Origin of the sequence: Pseudomonas sp. P7759 (genome assembly GCF_013386445.1) — a bacterium.
Lineage (GTDB): Bacteria > Pseudomonadota > Gammaproteobacteria > Pseudomonadales > Pseudomonadaceae > Aquipseudomonas > Aquipseudomonas azotoformans_A.
The window spans coordinates 46,815-60,510 of sequence record NZ_JACART010000027.1; the positions used below are offsets into that span (position 1 = coordinate 46,815).

Below are 13,696 nucleotides of genomic sequence, written 5' to 3' on the forward strand. Positions count from 1 at the left end.
CGGCTCCTCAGAACGAATAGTTGATGCCAGTGCCAACGGCACTGATGGTGGTGCCCACGCCGGGCGAATAGCCGGTGGCGGCGGTCACGCCGGTCAAGGCGAAGTTGTAGTTGGCCAGGGACTGGTTCTTCAGCAACACGTACTGGGAGAACAGGTCGATGTTCTTGGTCAGCTTGTAGTTGAAGCCCATCGCGTACTGGGTGGCGCCCATGCCATGGGTGTCGCACTCCACGGGGGTGGCGCGGATCATCTCGCACTTGCCCGCCAGGGCCTTGCCATAGCTGGCTTTCAAGGTCCAGGCGCCGATCTTGTGGGTCGCGCCCAGCAGGTAGGCGCGGCGACGGTAGTGGGACAAGTCGCTGGTGGCCGTGCTGTTGTTGATCACGCCATCTTCGGAGTACGACAGGTCATCGGCGATCACCGAGAGCTTGGTCGCGCCAAAGTCATAGGCCAGGCCGTAGCGGAAGCTGAAGTCATCCGAAGAAGTACCGTCGGTGACATGGGTGGTGCTGCCCAGGCCACGGGCGTTGCGCCCCAGGTCGGCAATGCCGAAGTAGTTGATGTGCCGCTCGGCCGCGACCACCGCCATGAAGCCGCCGTTGTTGTAGGTCAGGCTGCTGCCGTAGATATAGCCCTTGTCCACATCGCTGGCGGCGCGCATGCCGTTGTTCGAATACGCCAGTTTGAGTTGCAGGCCGTTCCACACCGGCGTCCAGTATTCCACCACGCCGGCCTGGCGCCGGTTGAACGCCGCATCGCCATTGACGGCCGTGTCGTTGTAGCTTTGCGGGCCGTTGACGTTGGTCGACAACCCGGCACTGAACCCCGGCGAACCGATGATGTTGAAGTACGCCGCGCTGGTCTTGCCGTTGAACGGGTCGAGGCTGGTGGTGGACTCTTTCATCGGCATGTCCCACACCCCATACAGCAGCGTGCCGTAGTCGGTGTTGTTGAACGCCGCACCGGTGTTGCGCAACTTGGTGCTGGGCGACGCCGAGGTGTTCAGTGTTTTGTCGTTGCTCTCGATGTAGTTCATCGAGATCCCGTATTCGAGCTGCCACAGCAGTTTCCAATCGTCGGTCAAGCCATAGCCGCCGTGCACGCCGATGGCCGAGACGTTGTCGCGCGCCCGCCAGAAACTGGCCATGTTGCGCCCGTTGGGGGTGGCGAGACGGCTCTGGTCGGCGGGCGCGGCCGGGGTTGAGCCATGGCGGTCGACGTACTCCGGGATAATGCCGATATTGCCGTAGATCACGGTATCGGTCTCGGCCACTTCGAAGTCTTCGCCCTTGGAACCGATGTCACTGGCCAACCCGGCAAACGCTTGGGGCGAGCCGGAAATGGAGAACCACAGGCGCTTGGCGGCGCGGTCGTCGCTGGTGGGGTCTTCGCCGGGCGAGAAGGCCAGGCTGGCGTTCATCACCAGGTCGCGGTGGTAGAGGTTCAGGCCCACGCCATAGCCGTAGCGCGTCAGGGTGTTTTCGCTGTTGTCCCAGGGGTTCTTGTTGACCGTGACCTTGCCTGCATCCGCAAACAAGGTGCCCTCGGCTATCGCGCCTTTGAAGCGCCCGAGGTATTTGCGCAGCTCCAGGCGGCCGAGGATGCCTTCGTCACCGGCCACTTCACCCACGGGATAGGCGCGCACGCCATTGGGGCCGCCGAGACTGAGTTTTTCCGACGAATCAAGGTTCTTGTCGGCCCACTGACCGGTCAACGAACCCAACAATGAATAGCCGTTGCCCAGGTATTGCAGGCGACTGAAATTGGCATTGGCTTTCTTGTAGCGTCCGGCTGCATTGGCGGTGAGCGCATCCAGCGCGGCGTCGGCGGCGGTGTTTTTATCCAGGTCGCCGATGCCGTAGGCCAGGCTCCAGCTGTTGTTGCCCTGCCAGGCATCACGCCAGTTGCCATACAGCGTGGCACTGCGAAACACCGCAGATTTATTCACCGTGAAACCGCCCGCCGAGTCCTCGAAGCGCCGATGGTCTTCGGCCAGGTTGAGGCTGATGTTGCTGTCCCGCGAGCGCAGCAAGGCGCTGTTGATAAACACCGAAGACACTTCGGCCGTGCCGTCCGCATCCAGGCCCTTGAGGTTCTTGCCGATGTTGTATTCCAGCTCGGCATAGTTGGCGCCCACCGAGATGCCGGTGGCGCCCAGCGGCTGTTGGTAGCCGACGCCCTTGATGTCCAGGCCTTCGAAAGAGTTCTGTGAGGTGACGGTGAAACTGTCGCCAATCCCCAGCGCGTCATTAAGGCTGACGCTGGAGGTCAGGCGGTTGGCGCCGGTGTAGTAGTTGCCGTAGTTGTCGATGGCGGCGCGGGCGGTCCAGGCGGTCATTTCGCTGAGCTTGAGCACGATGTCGGCGGCGCCCGGTTGCTGTGACGGACGCAGGATGGCGTGTACCGAAACCCCGGTGATGTCCGACAGGCGCAGCAGCACGCGCTCCAGGTCCTGCTCGCGAATGATGGTGCCCGCCGGCAAGGCATTGACGAACTGCTGCTGCACGCCGGGACGCAGGCGCACATTGGAATCCGGCAGGGTGCTGACCTGGCCGATCACCCCTTCGGAAACCGCCACGACGACCTGGCCGTCTTGAATGTCCTGGGCTGGCAGATAGGCGCGCGCCACCAGGTAGCCCCGCGCCCGGTAAAGCGCGGTGACCTGCGCCGCGGCCTCGCGCAGTCCTTCCAGACCCAGCGTCTTGCCCACATAGGGTTGCAACGCGGCCTGCACTTGCCCGTCGTTGAGTTCGCGATTGCCCTTCACCACGAAGCGCTTGACCTGCAGTTGCAGGGTCGAGGTGCTGGCTGTGGGCGCGGGCTCATCCCCCTGGCTTTCGATGCGTACGCTGCCGGGGGGCGCCGGTTGCACGTTGTCCGTGGGGCGCAGTACCGAGCGGCTGTTATCGAACAAGGTGCCGGACGAAGGCAGCGTATCGGCCTGGGCCTGGGCGGCGATCAGGGCAGCGGCCAGCAGCGACAACGCGCCAGGCCCCCAGGCGCGGGGCGCCCGGGTGGAGGGGAAGTGTGGGCTCATACAGTTCTCTTATTGTTTTTATCGAGACGCAGCGTAGGGCTAGGCTTAGGGAAACAGCATCCGTGCAACGGCTTTATCGCCGAGCAATCGCGCCGCGTTATGGCCGATCCCGGGGAGAGTGTGCTGTGGATGGCGCAATGGAATCTGCCACTGGCGGGACAGGAACTGCTCGTAGCTCACGTAGTTGAGCTGGCGATCCAACCGCGTTGCGCCTTGGTAATTGGCACCGCAGGAACTGTCGAGTACGCGGCTGGTGGGGTTGTTGTCCTGGGCGCCGACCAGGTAGGTGATGTCGCGCGCGGCATAGCGGGCAAACAACTGGCGGCTGCTGAGGTGCTGGTTGAGCAGGTACGCGGGGGCGCCGTCGATACCGTAGCGATAGCGGCTGTAGCTGGGGCACATCACGGTCACGACGGGCTTGAACACGCCGTCCTGCAGGCGGCTTTCTTCGAAATACACGTAGCTCGACGGGCTCGCAACGACGTAGCGGATGCTCAAGCCGTGGGCCTTGAGGCCGCCATCCAGGTCATTCACCACCGCGTAGCGCTGCATCAATTGCGCGCCCGCCGAGTGGCTGACCATCACGATTTCCTTCAGCGCCGGGTAACGCTGGCGGTCAGACAGGTAGGCGACCACATCGTCCAGTACCTGGAAGGCCGGGATGCCTTTGTGACCGAATTGGGACTCGATGCCGTGCATCCATTTGTCACGGGGCCACAGCGGCATGTCGTCGCTGACGCCGGCGTCGGTGGGGGTGAGGAAATTCGGCGCCAGCAACAGGGTGTTTTTCAGGTGGGCGTTGCCGAGCAATTTGCGGCCGGTCTTGAAGTACTGGTCACCGTCACGTTGCACGCCATGCACGATCACCACCGCGCGCTCAATGGTGCTGGGCGGGTTGTAGAGATCAGCGTTGGCGTACACCAGGAACGGGTAGGCACTGCCATCGTGGCCCAGGCGCAGGACCTGACGGGCATCGGCCTCGGGTTTGTCGGCGCTTTCGCTATGCACGTCGACCTTGGCGCAACTGGTCAGCGTGCCCATCAAGGCCAAGGTAGCCAGCAATGTGGTGAAGGGTTTGGTGGACAGGCTTATCGACATGGCCGGGCGCTTCTCTTGTTTTTTTACGAGCCTACCAGTGCTGTCCACCTATGAAAAATATCTAAATAACGGGGTTTGGATACTTTAAAAATATGACCATCATTGGCTCACCGGCACCGGCTCGGCAATGGTCAACAGCACCAGGAAACTGGCAAAGGAGCCGATCGCCATAAACAGGAACACCTGGGACCAGCCATAACTGTCGAGCAGCAGCCCCACCAGAAACGGCGCCGCCGCACCGCCTAATTGCCCGCCCATGTTGACGATGGAACTGGCAATCGGAAAGGTCTTCTTGGTGGCCAGGCCCATCGGGTAAACCATGTAGGACGAATAACCGATACTGATCAAGGTGCCGGTGAGGAACAGCAGCGCAGCGTACAACGTCGGGTCATTCGGTGAGTTGATCAGCGCGTACATGGTGCCGACCGTAGCCAACGCCGAGAGCATCATGCCGGGCTTGCGCCGCTTCCCCAGCACGCGGTCGGACAGGATGCCACCGAGCAGGTTGCCGCAGATCGCCCCCACCCACGGCGCCGCCGAGACAAAGCCCATGTTCATGATCGAGAACTGCTTGACCGTCATCAGGTAGGTGGGGATCCACGACAACAACACCATGGTAATGCCCACCTGAAAGCTGTAGCTCAGGGCGCAACCGACCACATTCCAGGACCGAAACAGCCCGCGGCTGGTGGCGATAGGTTCCACCGGCTTGACGCGGATAAAGGCGTCCAGGCGCTTGAAGTGCCGTTGCGCGCCTTCGGTTTTCTGGGTGATGACGTTGTTGGTTTCATCAGTGATATGCGCCAGTTCGCCGGCATTCACAAAGCGGCTTTGCGCCGGCTGGTTGGCCACGAGGAAGTACCAGGCAATGGACAACACAATGCCCGGCACGGCGAAGATGTAGAAGATCTCGCGCCAGCCCCACATCGCCACGATCGCCACACACAACGGTGGCACGATCACCGGGCCAAACTTCACCGCGGCCAGGAAGATACCGGTGGCGGTGCCCTTCTCTTTGGCCGGAAACCATTGGTTGATGGTCGACGCGATACCAATCGGCAGCGGGCCTTCGGCAATCCCCAGGGCAAAACGGTAGATCTTCAAGGCCAGCACCGAATTGACCGTGCCCATCAAGGCGGTGAACACCGAGGTGGCAATCATCGAAAACGAGAAGATCTTGCGCACCCCGAAACGGCTGGAGGCAAAACCCGAGGGAATCTGCGCCAGGGCATAGGCCAGCAGGAACACACTGAGCAACGCGCCGGCTTCGGCGTTGGTCATCGGGTATTCCTCGCGGATAAACGGCAAGGCCACGCCCAGGTTGGCGCGGTCAGCCGAGGCCACGGTGTACACGAGAAAAAACAGCCCTGCGACGATCCAGCGGAAACGCGACGGTTTTTCAGCGGTGGGGACCTGAATACTCATACGGGATACCTGGTTTTATTATTGGAATGTGCCGTGTGTGTCGAATCCGGGGTGCAGGCTCCCGCTGAGGCCTTTTCAGCCGCCTCAGGTCTGGTTTTTCTGCGGGTCCTTGTGAATGTCAGGCAGGAGTCATTGCCCGGTCTCGTGGCGCCGACTCTAACGCATATTGTTTTATTTTTGTATTTTTTTATCGACGAACGGGCGACTCACTGCGCCGCGCCATGAAGCGCAGGTAGGCCATGCGGATATGGGTTTGCATGGCGCGCTGGGCCAACTCGCCATCGTTCTGCTCGATGGCATAGGTGATGTCCAGGTGCTGCTGCAGGCTGCGCTCCAGGTCTGCCGGGCGGTAAAGGAAAAACGAACGGGTGATCACCGGCATGTCGATCAGGGTGGCGAGCATCGACTTGAGCCGCTGCGAGCGGGCGATCTCCAGCACCTGGGCATGAAACGCACGGTTGGCCTCCTGCACGCGCAGGGTCACGTCCGGCCCTTTGCTGGCAATGGCGTCCGCCATCAGCGCGTTGATACGGTGCAGTTCAGCCACGTCCTGCGGGGTCGCGCGCTGGGCGGCGAGCAAGGCTGCGTGGGGTTCGAGCAGCTCGCGCAAGCTGAACATTTCTTCCAGGTCCCACTGGGTCCAGCCGGCGACAAACACCCCACGGTTGGCCTCGATCACCGCCAGGCCGTCGTCCACCAGCTTCTTCAGCGACGCGCGCACCGGCGTGCGGCTCAGGCCGAATTCCTTGCCCAGCGGTTCTTCCTTGAGCTGCGTACCAGGCTCGTATTGGCCGGCGATGATGCGGTTTCTCAAGGTCTCGTAGATGAGATCGTTGGCCATGTTTGCCTTCTGTGTCGAGGTGGGTCAGGGCTCTGCCCCGGAGTGCCAGCAGCGGATTCTGAGGCTTGTCGCACACCAATGACAGTGTACCGTCCGCGCACTTTGTACAAAAATCGTTTGCAATCGCCTAAATTGTATTTTAATTGTATTGCCACCTGAATCCGGAGGCGACATGAAAATAACAATCGTAGGTCTCGGCGAAGTCGGCCGTTGCTATGCCCAGGCCTTGGCGTCCCGTACCACCGTGGAGTTGCTGTTCTGTGAGCAACGCATTGCACCCGCTGCACAACGGTTGGCGGACGAATTGGGTGTGCAGATCCACCCTGGCATCGGCGACTGGCTGGTCGAATCGGACTGCGTGCTGTCCTGCGTGGTGGGCACCCAGTCCCTGGAAGTGACCCGCGAATGCATGGCGCACCTCAAGCCCGGCACGCTGTTTGCCGACCTCACCACCGCTGCCCCCGAGCGCAAGCGCCTGGCTGGTGCAGAGGCCGCACAGCAACGGGTCGACTACGTAGATGTGGCGATCATGGGTGCTATTGCCTACCTGCGCGAAAAGACCCCGCTGCTGTGTTCCGGCGCCAAGGCGGATGCCTTTGTCGAACTGTTGCTCAGCGCTGGGGCCACCGCGCGCGCCCTGCCCGCCAGCCAACCCGGCGATGCAATCACGCTGAAAATCCTGCGCAGCGTCTTCACCAAAGGCATGGAAGCACTCGCGGTAGACGTATTGCTGGCGGCCGAACGCCAACAACTGCGCCCTGCCCTCTATGAAGTGCTCAAGGATATCGACCAGGCACCTCTGCCCGCCTTCCTGGAAATGCTCGTGTCCACCCACGTGGTGCACGCCACGCGGCGCTTGCATGAAGTCGAAGAAGCCGAGCGCCAACTGGCCTCGCTCGGCATTGCCAGCAGCGTACTCGGCGGCGTGCGCCAGCGCTTCAGCCACAGCAGCGAAGGCCTGGAGCAGGAACCGATCACCGAAGAACAACCGAGCCTTGCCCAAGCATTGGACTGGCTCGGCCGTCACACCCCAGCCGCTTGAACAGCCCTTATAAAAACGGAACGCCACCATGCCTGTTACCCAAGACCAACTCGACACCCTCAAACAACTGGGCACCGCCACCATCCACGAAGCCCAGGGCCAGAAAGGCGCTCTGGACAGCGGCCTGCGCCCGGTCGACCCGAGCCTGCGCCTGGCTGGCCCGGCCTTGACCGTAGACTGCCGCCCCGACGACAACCTGGCCATCCACTATGCCCTGACCAAAGCCAAACCCGGCGATGTGCTGGTGGTGGACGCCAAGGGCTTCATGGAAGCCGGCCCCTGGGGCGACCTGCTGACCCTGGCCTCGCAGAAACTCGGGATTGTCGGCCTGGTGATGAACGGCGCCGTGCGCGACGCCAATGCCATCATCGAAATGGGCTTCCCGACCTTTTCCCGCGGCCTGAGCATCAAGGGCACCAACAAATGCCAGCCGGGAAAGGTCAACGTGCCCATTGTGATAGGCGGCGTGAACATCAACCCCGGCGACATCATCATCGGCGACCGCGATGGGCTGGTGGTGGTGGAACAGGATCGAGTTGAAGAAGTGATCCGATTGAGCCGTAGTCGGGAAGATAAGGAGGATGGGATTCGGGCGGGGCTGGAGGCAGGGAAAAGTACGGTTGACCTGCTGGGGTTGGCGCCGACGCTGGAGAAATTTGGGATGCGCTGATGCAAGCGAGGCAATTTCCTGATGACGCGTAGGATCTGCCTGATTCTCATCAACCGACTGGAGCCCGCGCCACTTTTTCGCTAGATTCCTTCTCAACGCATATGGGTAACCATGTGCCCACCTTCCGAGGCCCGTTGCGAAAAATCGCACGGGCTTTCGTGTTTCTCATGGATGGGGAAATCGAATTTGACTCAATACATTGCTTATCTGGATGAGTTTGGCCACGTGGGCCAATATGTTTCTCGAAAACATCCGATGTACAAAACCAGCCCTTGCCCGGCAGCGGTCTGGAACAAAAGAAACGGGTTAAACTTACCGATCGGCGCCCTCAGCTGTCAGCAAATGACTGTTAATCATTGGGCGCCCTAACGGCGCCTACCCCAGGTTTCACACAGTGTTGCGACCATCTGAAGACAGACCGATGCAACGTCGCGCAAGAATTGTGGTGGGGTCCACCAAGGCAACGCGATAGTTGCCGACCCGGAACGACTCACTGTGCGCCAACACCAACGGCAACTCCGTACACCCCAAAATCAACACCCTCGCCCCCTGCTCACACAAATGCTCTGCCGCCAGCAGCAATTGCTCGCGGCAGACGCCCTCGATAAACCCAGCCTTGATACCCCGCTCGCCATAAATCGCTTTCATCACCAGCGCCTGGTAATCGAAACCGGGTGTGATGAGTTGCAACCCAGAACGCCGCGCCGCCTGGTGGTAGACCTGGCTTTGCAGGGTGCCGGAGGTCGCCAGCAGGCCAACCGCCTGGCCACTGCCGTAGGTGCTCACGATCCACTCCACTGTTTCGCTGAGCATGTTGACGATGGGCACGCGCAAATGCGCCTGGATGCGTTCGACAAACGCATGGGCGGTGTTGCACGGGATCGCGATGGCTTGGGCGCCAGCGCTTTCCAGGCGTTTGCAGGTGGCGTACAGCGCCAGGGTGGGGTCGGTTTCGTCGCGCAACAGGTTGGCGGTGCGATCAGGGATCTGTGGGTTCTGCTCCACCACCATCTTGATATGATCCTGGTCCTTGCCAGCCGGTGTGTGGGCGACCACCTTGCCCATGAAGTCCACGGTGGCCGCAGGGCCGACGCCACCGACGATGCCCAGTTTGAACGGCGGCTGGCGCCTCGGGCCGTCGGCCTGGGTGGCGAACTCGGCGTAGATCTGGTTGATATCGAGCACACCGATGCCGCGCCGTTGCAGGTCGCCGCACACCAGCGACAGCTCGGTCATGCCCGGCACGATCACCGTGGCGCCCTGCCCTTGCAATGACAGGCACGCCTGGTACACCGACTCCAGCGGCACGCCGTCGAGGTGGCCGTCCTTGATGCCGTTGACGCCATACATAGCCTCCATCAACGCGACCTGGGCGTGGTCCTCCGGATACACCAGGTTGAAGTGCTGGCCGAGGTGCTGTTCGAACAAACCAGCGTGGCGCACGAAGTCCGATGCAATCACGCCCAGGGTGGTGCCCGGTGCGACACTGCTCAGGATGTGCCGGACAAGTGCCTGCATCATGTCCAGCACGGGAATGCCGAGTTCTTGCTGGATTTCCTCACGAAAGGTCTGGCTGGCGAAACACGGCAGCAGTACCGCATCCACGCCGCTGTCTTCAAAGGTTTTGCACACCTGGAACACATAGAACTTGCGCGCGGTCATGCTCGCGTGGCGGTCCAGGGGCAACAGCACATCCTTGAAGGGGTGCTGCTCGAACAGGAAGTGGTAGCGGCCCTGGTCCTCCAGCACGGCCCTGGATTTGACCAGTTTGTAGAACAGATCGCCGCCCGCCAGCGAGCCGAGCCCGCCGACGATGCCCAATCGGGAAGTGGTGGTCATGTGCGCACCCTTTGCGGCAGCTCGGCAGGTTCTTCCTCTGTCTCGGATTTCGCCACCACCGCCGTGGCGATGCTGTTGCCCACCACGTTGGTGGCGGTGCGCGCCATGTCGAGGAACTGGTCGATACCGATGATCAACAGCAACCCGGCCTCGGGCAGGTTGAACATCGGCAAGGTCGCCGCTACCACCACCACCGAGGCCCGCGCCACGCCGGCCATGCCTTTGCTGGTGATCATCAGCGTCAGGAGAATCAGCAGTTGCTGGGTGAAACTCAGGTCGATGTTATAGGCCTGGGCGATAAACATGATCGCGAACGCCTGGTACATCATTGAGCCGTCAAGGTTGAAGGAGTAGCCCAGCGGCAACACGAAACTGGAGACGCGCTTGGGCGCGCCGAATTTCTCCAGGGCCTCCATGGTTTTCGGGTAGGCCGACTCGCTGCTGGCCGTGGAGAATGCCAGCAGGATCGGCTCGCGGATCAGCTTGCCAAGGGTGAACACCGAACGCCCAAGAAACAGGTAGCCAGCGGCGAACAGCAACACCCAGAGCAACACAATCCCCAGATAAAACTCGGCGATGAGCTTGGCGTAATCCGCCAGCAGGCCCAGGCCGTTGGTGGTGATTGCCGAGGCAATGGCGGCAAACACACCGATTGGCGCGAAGGCCATGACGTAATCGGTGATCTTGAACATCACCTTGGCCAGTTCGTCGACGGTGTCGGTGATGCGCGTGTAACCGGCACGCTTGACGCCCGCCAGCGCGAAGCCGAAGAACAGCGAAAACACCACGATCTGCAGGATCTCGTTGTTGGCCATCGCCTCGGCAATGCTGCGCGGGAACACGTGACTGATAAAGGTCTTGAGGCTGAAGTCGCCAGTGTTGACCGGCACCGCCGCCGTCGCGTGTTGCACCACCTGCATGTTCAACCCGGCACCCGGCTGGAACAGGTTGACCAGCGCCATGCCGAGCATCAGCGAGACCAGCGACGCCGTGACAAACCACAGCATCGCGCGCATCCCGATTCGCCCCACCGAACGCGAACTGCCCATGCTAGCGATGCCGCCCACCAGGGTGGCGAACACCAGCGGCGCAATGATCATCTTGATCATGCGCAAAAAGATGTCGGTCACCATCGAAAAGTACCCGGCCAATTCCTTGGCGGCCTGCTCACTGCCGGCATAGTGGTGACATGCCCATCCCACCAGCACGCCCAGGGCGATGCCGACTGCAATGCGACGGGGGAGTTTGTTCTTGTTCACAGGTGCGGCCCTCGGATGGCTTTTGTTGTATGCCGAGGATTCTAGGGACAGCCCCCGACCACCATGATGAGTAATCCGGCTAACCCCATGCGCTTTTGGAATAGTTTGTAAAAAGCCCAGCCCCGCCTGGGCGCTGCGGCATACACTCAAGGCTCATCGCCTGGAGAGCCGGCATGCAGATCAAATGGTTGGACGACCTCTTGGCCATTGCCGAGTGGAAGAACTTTTCCCGCGCCGCCGAAGTGCGCTGCGTGACGCAATCGGCCTTGTCGCGGCGTATTCGCTCACTGGAAGAATGGGTGGGTGTCGAACTGGTCGACCGTGGCACCTATCCGGTGCAACTTACCGCTGCGGGCGTCGCCTTCTGCAGCGAAAGCCGCGACGCCCTCGCCGGCCTGATGCGCCTGCGCGCCAGCCTGCGCGAAGTGGAACGCATGCCGGGGCGCTCGATCCAGGTGACCGCCGGCCACAGCCTGTCGATGACGTTCCTGCCCAAGTGGCTGGCGCAATTCCAACGACACACTGAGCAGTTCAATGCACGGGTGGTGGCGGCGAATATTCATGATGCGGTGATTGCGCTCGAAGAAGGCAGCTGCGACCTGATGATCGTCTACCACCACCCGCTGGCGCCGATCCTGCTGGACGCGGAACGCTTTGGCAGCCTGGCCTTGGGGCACGATGCGTTCATCCCCTTGTGCGCCCCGGACAAGCGTGGCCGACCGCTGTATCGCCTGCCGGGCAACACAGGCAAACCCGTCCCGCATTTGGCCTACACCGCCACGACATTCCTGGGGCGCGTGGCGGAAATCGTGATCAAGAATGGCCCTGCTCCCGCGCTGCTGGAACGCTGCTATGAAGCTGACATGGCGATGCTGCTGATGCGCATGGCCATCGAGGGCTATGGCGTGGCGTGGTTGCCGCAAAGCGCGGTGGTGGATGAGTTGGAACGCGGGCTGCTGGTGCGTGCCGGGGGAGAGGAATGGAGTACGCGGCTGGAGATTCGCTCGTATTGCGCGATTGAAAACCAGAACCCGACGATGAGGAAGTTGTGGAGGACGCTGGAAGGTTGGCGCGCAGGAGCGCCCGACATTTGATACGCCCCCATCTTTGAGACGATCAGACAAAAACCTGAGCCTTACGCAACAAGGCTCCCCCCGGCAAAACCGCACACTTCTCCCACGTTCTCACACACCGTGGAATGACTGGAGAAGTCCTCATGTTGCATTCATTCAACGCCGGCCTGCGTGCGGTCGGCAAGCTCGACACCCTCGGCACCCACCTGATGCGCCTGGCGATTGGCATCGTCTTCCTGTGGATCGGCGCGCTGAAGTTCGCCCCCTACGAAGCCGACAGCATTACTCCTTTTGTCGCCAACAGCCCATTCCTGTCGTTCTTCTACCAGCAGCCGCAGGACTATAAGACACACCTGACTCACGAAGGTGAACTGGACCAGGACAAACGTGCCTGGCAAACGGCCAACCACACTTACGCCTTCTCTTACGGGCTGGGCACGGTGGAAATCCTGATCGGCCTGCTGGTGCTCTCCAACCCGCTCTCGCGCAAGACCGGCCTGCTCGGCGGCGCCCTCGCCTTTGCCACGCCACTGGTGACCTTGAGTTTTCTGATCACCACCCCTGAAGCGTGGGTGAGTGCGGCGGGCGATGCCCAGCACGGGTTCCCTTACCTCTCTGGCGGCGGCCGGCTGGTGCTCAAGGATGTGCTGATGCTCGCCGGCGCCCTGCCCATCATGGCCGATTCCGCTCGGCGCTTACTGCAAGAACATTCCCTTTGAATCCTGGAGCCTCATCATGAAAATGTTAGCCGCGCTTTCCCTTGCTTTTGTATTCAGCAACGCCTTCGCCGCACCTGCCATCGAAAGCGCCCAGACCGGCGTACCGCTGGATGTGGCCAAAACCATCAGCGTCACCGACACCAGTCAGGTCTGCGGTGTGGTTCCCGTGGAGTGGGTCTACGACGACTCGCAGGGTGTACGGCATATTGCGAGCTATCTGGTGATGGGGAGCGGATGTACAAACTGAAGGAATCAGGGAAATCCTAGAGGCCTGCATCGTTGCAGGCTTTCTACATTTCCAGATTGACATATCGGTAAATCCCGATATCCTCACACCATGGACCTACTCGAAATATTCAAAGCGCTCTCAAACCGAACTCGACTCGAAATCCTGAAAGGTTTGAAGGATCCCGAAAAGAACTTCCCCCCGCAGGATGAAGGGGACGTTCATACCGTGGGCGTCTGCGTCAGCAGTATCCAGGAAGGCGTCGGGCTGTCGCAGTCGACCGTGTCGGATTACCTGGCGACGCTGCACCGCGCGGGCTTGATCGAAACGCGGCGCATCGGCCAGTGGACCTACTACAAGCGTAACGAAGCAACCATCAGCGCCCTGTCTGAAATCATCGGCAAGGAGCTGTAATTTTTTATCCCATAATATCGAGAATTCCCGATATCCCTTTTTACCGAAACCCA

At 61.1% G+C, this 13,696-nt stretch carries 12 protein-coding genes; 6 read left to right on the forward strand and 6 right to left on the reverse strand.

Annotated features, from left to right (window positions below; genetic code table 11):
* Positions 1-7: 7 nt before the first annotated feature.
* The 4 genes from HX823_RS20825 to HX823_RS20840 form a co-directional block, all read right to left on the reverse strand.
* A complete protein-coding gene (locus tag HX823_RS20825; RefSeq protein ID WP_177076414.1) occupies positions 8-3,037 on the reverse strand; it encodes a porin in 3,030 nt (1,009 codons plus the stop codon).
* A gap of 45 nt (positions 3,038-3,082) precedes the next feature.
* Positions 3,083-4,135, reverse strand: a complete 1,053-nt coding sequence (locus HX823_RS20830; protein ID WP_038844316.1) for a hypothetical protein — start codon at positions 4,133-4,135, stop codon at positions 3,083-3,085.
* 99 nt (positions 4,136-4,234) lie between these two features.
* Entirely contained in the window at positions 4,235-5,560 is a 1,326-nt protein-coding gene (locus HX823_RS20835) for an MFS transporter (RefSeq protein ID WP_038844317.1), read from the reverse strand.
* A gap of 187 nt (positions 5,561-5,747) precedes the next feature.
* On the reverse strand, positions 5,748-6,401 hold the full coding sequence (locus tag HX823_RS20840; RefSeq protein WP_038844318.1) for a GntR family transcriptional regulator: 654 nt from the start codon (positions 6,399-6,401) through the stop codon (positions 5,748-5,750).
* A 172-nt stretch (positions 6,402-6,573) separates the two neighbouring features.
* On the opposite strand from HX823_RS20840, the gene HX823_RS20845 reads away from it, so the two are divergent.
* Both HX823_RS20845 and HX823_RS20850 read left to right on the forward strand, forming a co-directional pair.
* Positions 6,574-7,443 (forward strand): NAD(P)-dependent oxidoreductase, encoded by an 870-nt coding sequence (locus tag HX823_RS20845; protein WP_177076416.1) that lies wholly within the window; start codon positions 6,574-6,576, stop codon positions 7,441-7,443.
* A gap of 28 nt (positions 7,444-7,471) precedes the next feature.
* Positions 7,472-8,113, forward strand: coding sequence for a 4-carboxy-4-hydroxy-2-oxoadipate aldolase/oxaloacetate decarboxylase (locus tag HX823_RS20850; protein WP_038844322.1), 642 nt, complete (start codon positions 7,472-7,474; stop codon positions 8,111-8,113).
* A gap of 387 nt (positions 8,114-8,500) precedes the next feature.
* On the opposite strand, the gene HX823_RS20855 is transcribed toward HX823_RS20850, so the two are convergent.
* Together HX823_RS20855 and HX823_RS20860 are read right to left on the reverse strand one after the other, a co-directional pair.
* Entirely contained in the window at positions 8,501-9,952 is a 1,452-nt protein-coding gene (locus tag HX823_RS20855) for an amino acid racemase (RefSeq protein ID WP_177076418.1), read from the reverse strand.
* Complete coding sequence (locus HX823_RS20860) at positions 9,949-11,211, reverse strand: dicarboxylate/amino acid:cation symporter (RefSeq protein WP_177076420.1); 1,263 nt, start codon at positions 11,209-11,211, stop codon at positions 9,949-9,951. The genes HX823_RS20855 and HX823_RS20860 overlap by 4 nt, the downstream gene beginning before the upstream one ends.
* Positions 11,212-11,384: 173 nt before the next feature.
* Here HX823_RS20860 and HX823_RS20865 point away from each other — a divergent pair, with 173 nt between their 5' ends.
* The 4 genes from HX823_RS20865 (at position 11,385) to HX823_RS20880 (ending at position 13,643) form a co-directional block, all read left to right on the forward strand.
* The gene (locus HX823_RS20865; RefSeq protein ID WP_038844328.1) at positions 11,385-12,305 is read left to right on the forward strand and encodes a LysR substrate-binding domain-containing protein; all 921 of its coding nucleotides are present in this window, start codon (positions 11,385-11,387) and stop codon (positions 12,303-12,305) included.
* Positions 12,306-12,427: 122 nt separating this feature from the next.
* Positions 12,428-13,003: a reactive chlorine resistance membrane protein RclC gene (gene rclC, locus HX823_RS20870; RefSeq protein WP_033900974.1), complete on the forward strand. Its 576-nt coding sequence runs from the start codon at positions 12,428-12,430 to the stop codon at positions 13,001-13,003.
* Between the two features lie 16 nt (positions 13,004-13,019).
* A complete protein-coding gene (locus HX823_RS20875) occupies positions 13,020-13,250 on the forward strand; it encodes a DUF2790 domain-containing protein (protein ID WP_177076422.1) in 231 nt (76 codons plus the stop codon).
* Positions 13,251-13,340: 90 nt separating this feature from the next.
* Complete coding sequence (locus tag HX823_RS20880) at positions 13,341-13,643, forward strand: helix-turn-helix transcriptional regulator (protein WP_038844333.1); 303 nt, start codon at positions 13,341-13,343, stop codon at positions 13,641-13,643.
* Positions 13,644-13,696: the final 53 nt, after the last annotated feature.

Excerpts from the sequence above, each read along its gene's own strand:
- HX823_RS20825 (WP_177076414.1), bottom strand. The coding sequence starts at position 3,037 with ATGAGCCCACACTTCCCCTCCACCCGGGCGCCCCGCGCCTGGGGGCCT.
- HX823_RS20830 (WP_038844316.1), bottom strand. The coding sequence starts at position 4,135 with ATGTCGATAAGCCTGTCCACCAAACCCTTCACCACATTGCTGGCTACC.
- HX823_RS20835 (WP_038844317.1), bottom strand. The coding sequence starts at position 5,560 with ATGAGTATTCAGGTCCCCACCGCTGAAAAACCGTCGCGTTTCCGCTGG.
- HX823_RS20840 (WP_038844318.1), bottom strand. The coding sequence starts at position 6,401 with ATGGCCAACGATCTCATCTACGAGACCTTGAGAAACCGCATCATCGCC.
- HX823_RS20845 (WP_177076416.1), top strand. The coding sequence starts at position 6,574 with ATGAAAATAACAATCGTAGGTCTCGGCGAAGTCGGCCGTTGCTATGCC.
- HX823_RS20850 (WP_038844322.1), top strand. The coding sequence starts at position 7,472 with ATGCCTGTTACCCAAGACCAACTCGACACCCTCAAACAACTGGGCACC.
- HX823_RS20855 (WP_177076418.1), bottom strand. The coding sequence starts at position 9,952 with ATGACCACCACTTCCCGATTGGGCATCGTCGGCGGGCTCGGCTCGCTG.
- HX823_RS20865 (WP_038844328.1), top strand. The coding sequence starts at position 11,385 with ATGCAGATCAAATGGTTGGACGACCTCTTGGCCATTGCCGAGTGGAAG.
- rclC (WP_033900974.1), top strand. The coding sequence starts at position 12,428 with ATGTTGCATTCATTCAACGCCGGCCTGCGTGCGGTCGGCAAGCTCGAC.
- HX823_RS20875 (WP_177076422.1), top strand. The coding sequence starts at position 13,020 with ATGAAAATGTTAGCCGCGCTTTCCCTTGCTTTTGTATTCAGCAACGCC.
- HX823_RS20880 (WP_038844333.1), top strand. The coding sequence starts at position 13,341 with ATGGACCTACTCGAAATATTCAAAGCGCTCTCAAACCGAACTCGACTC.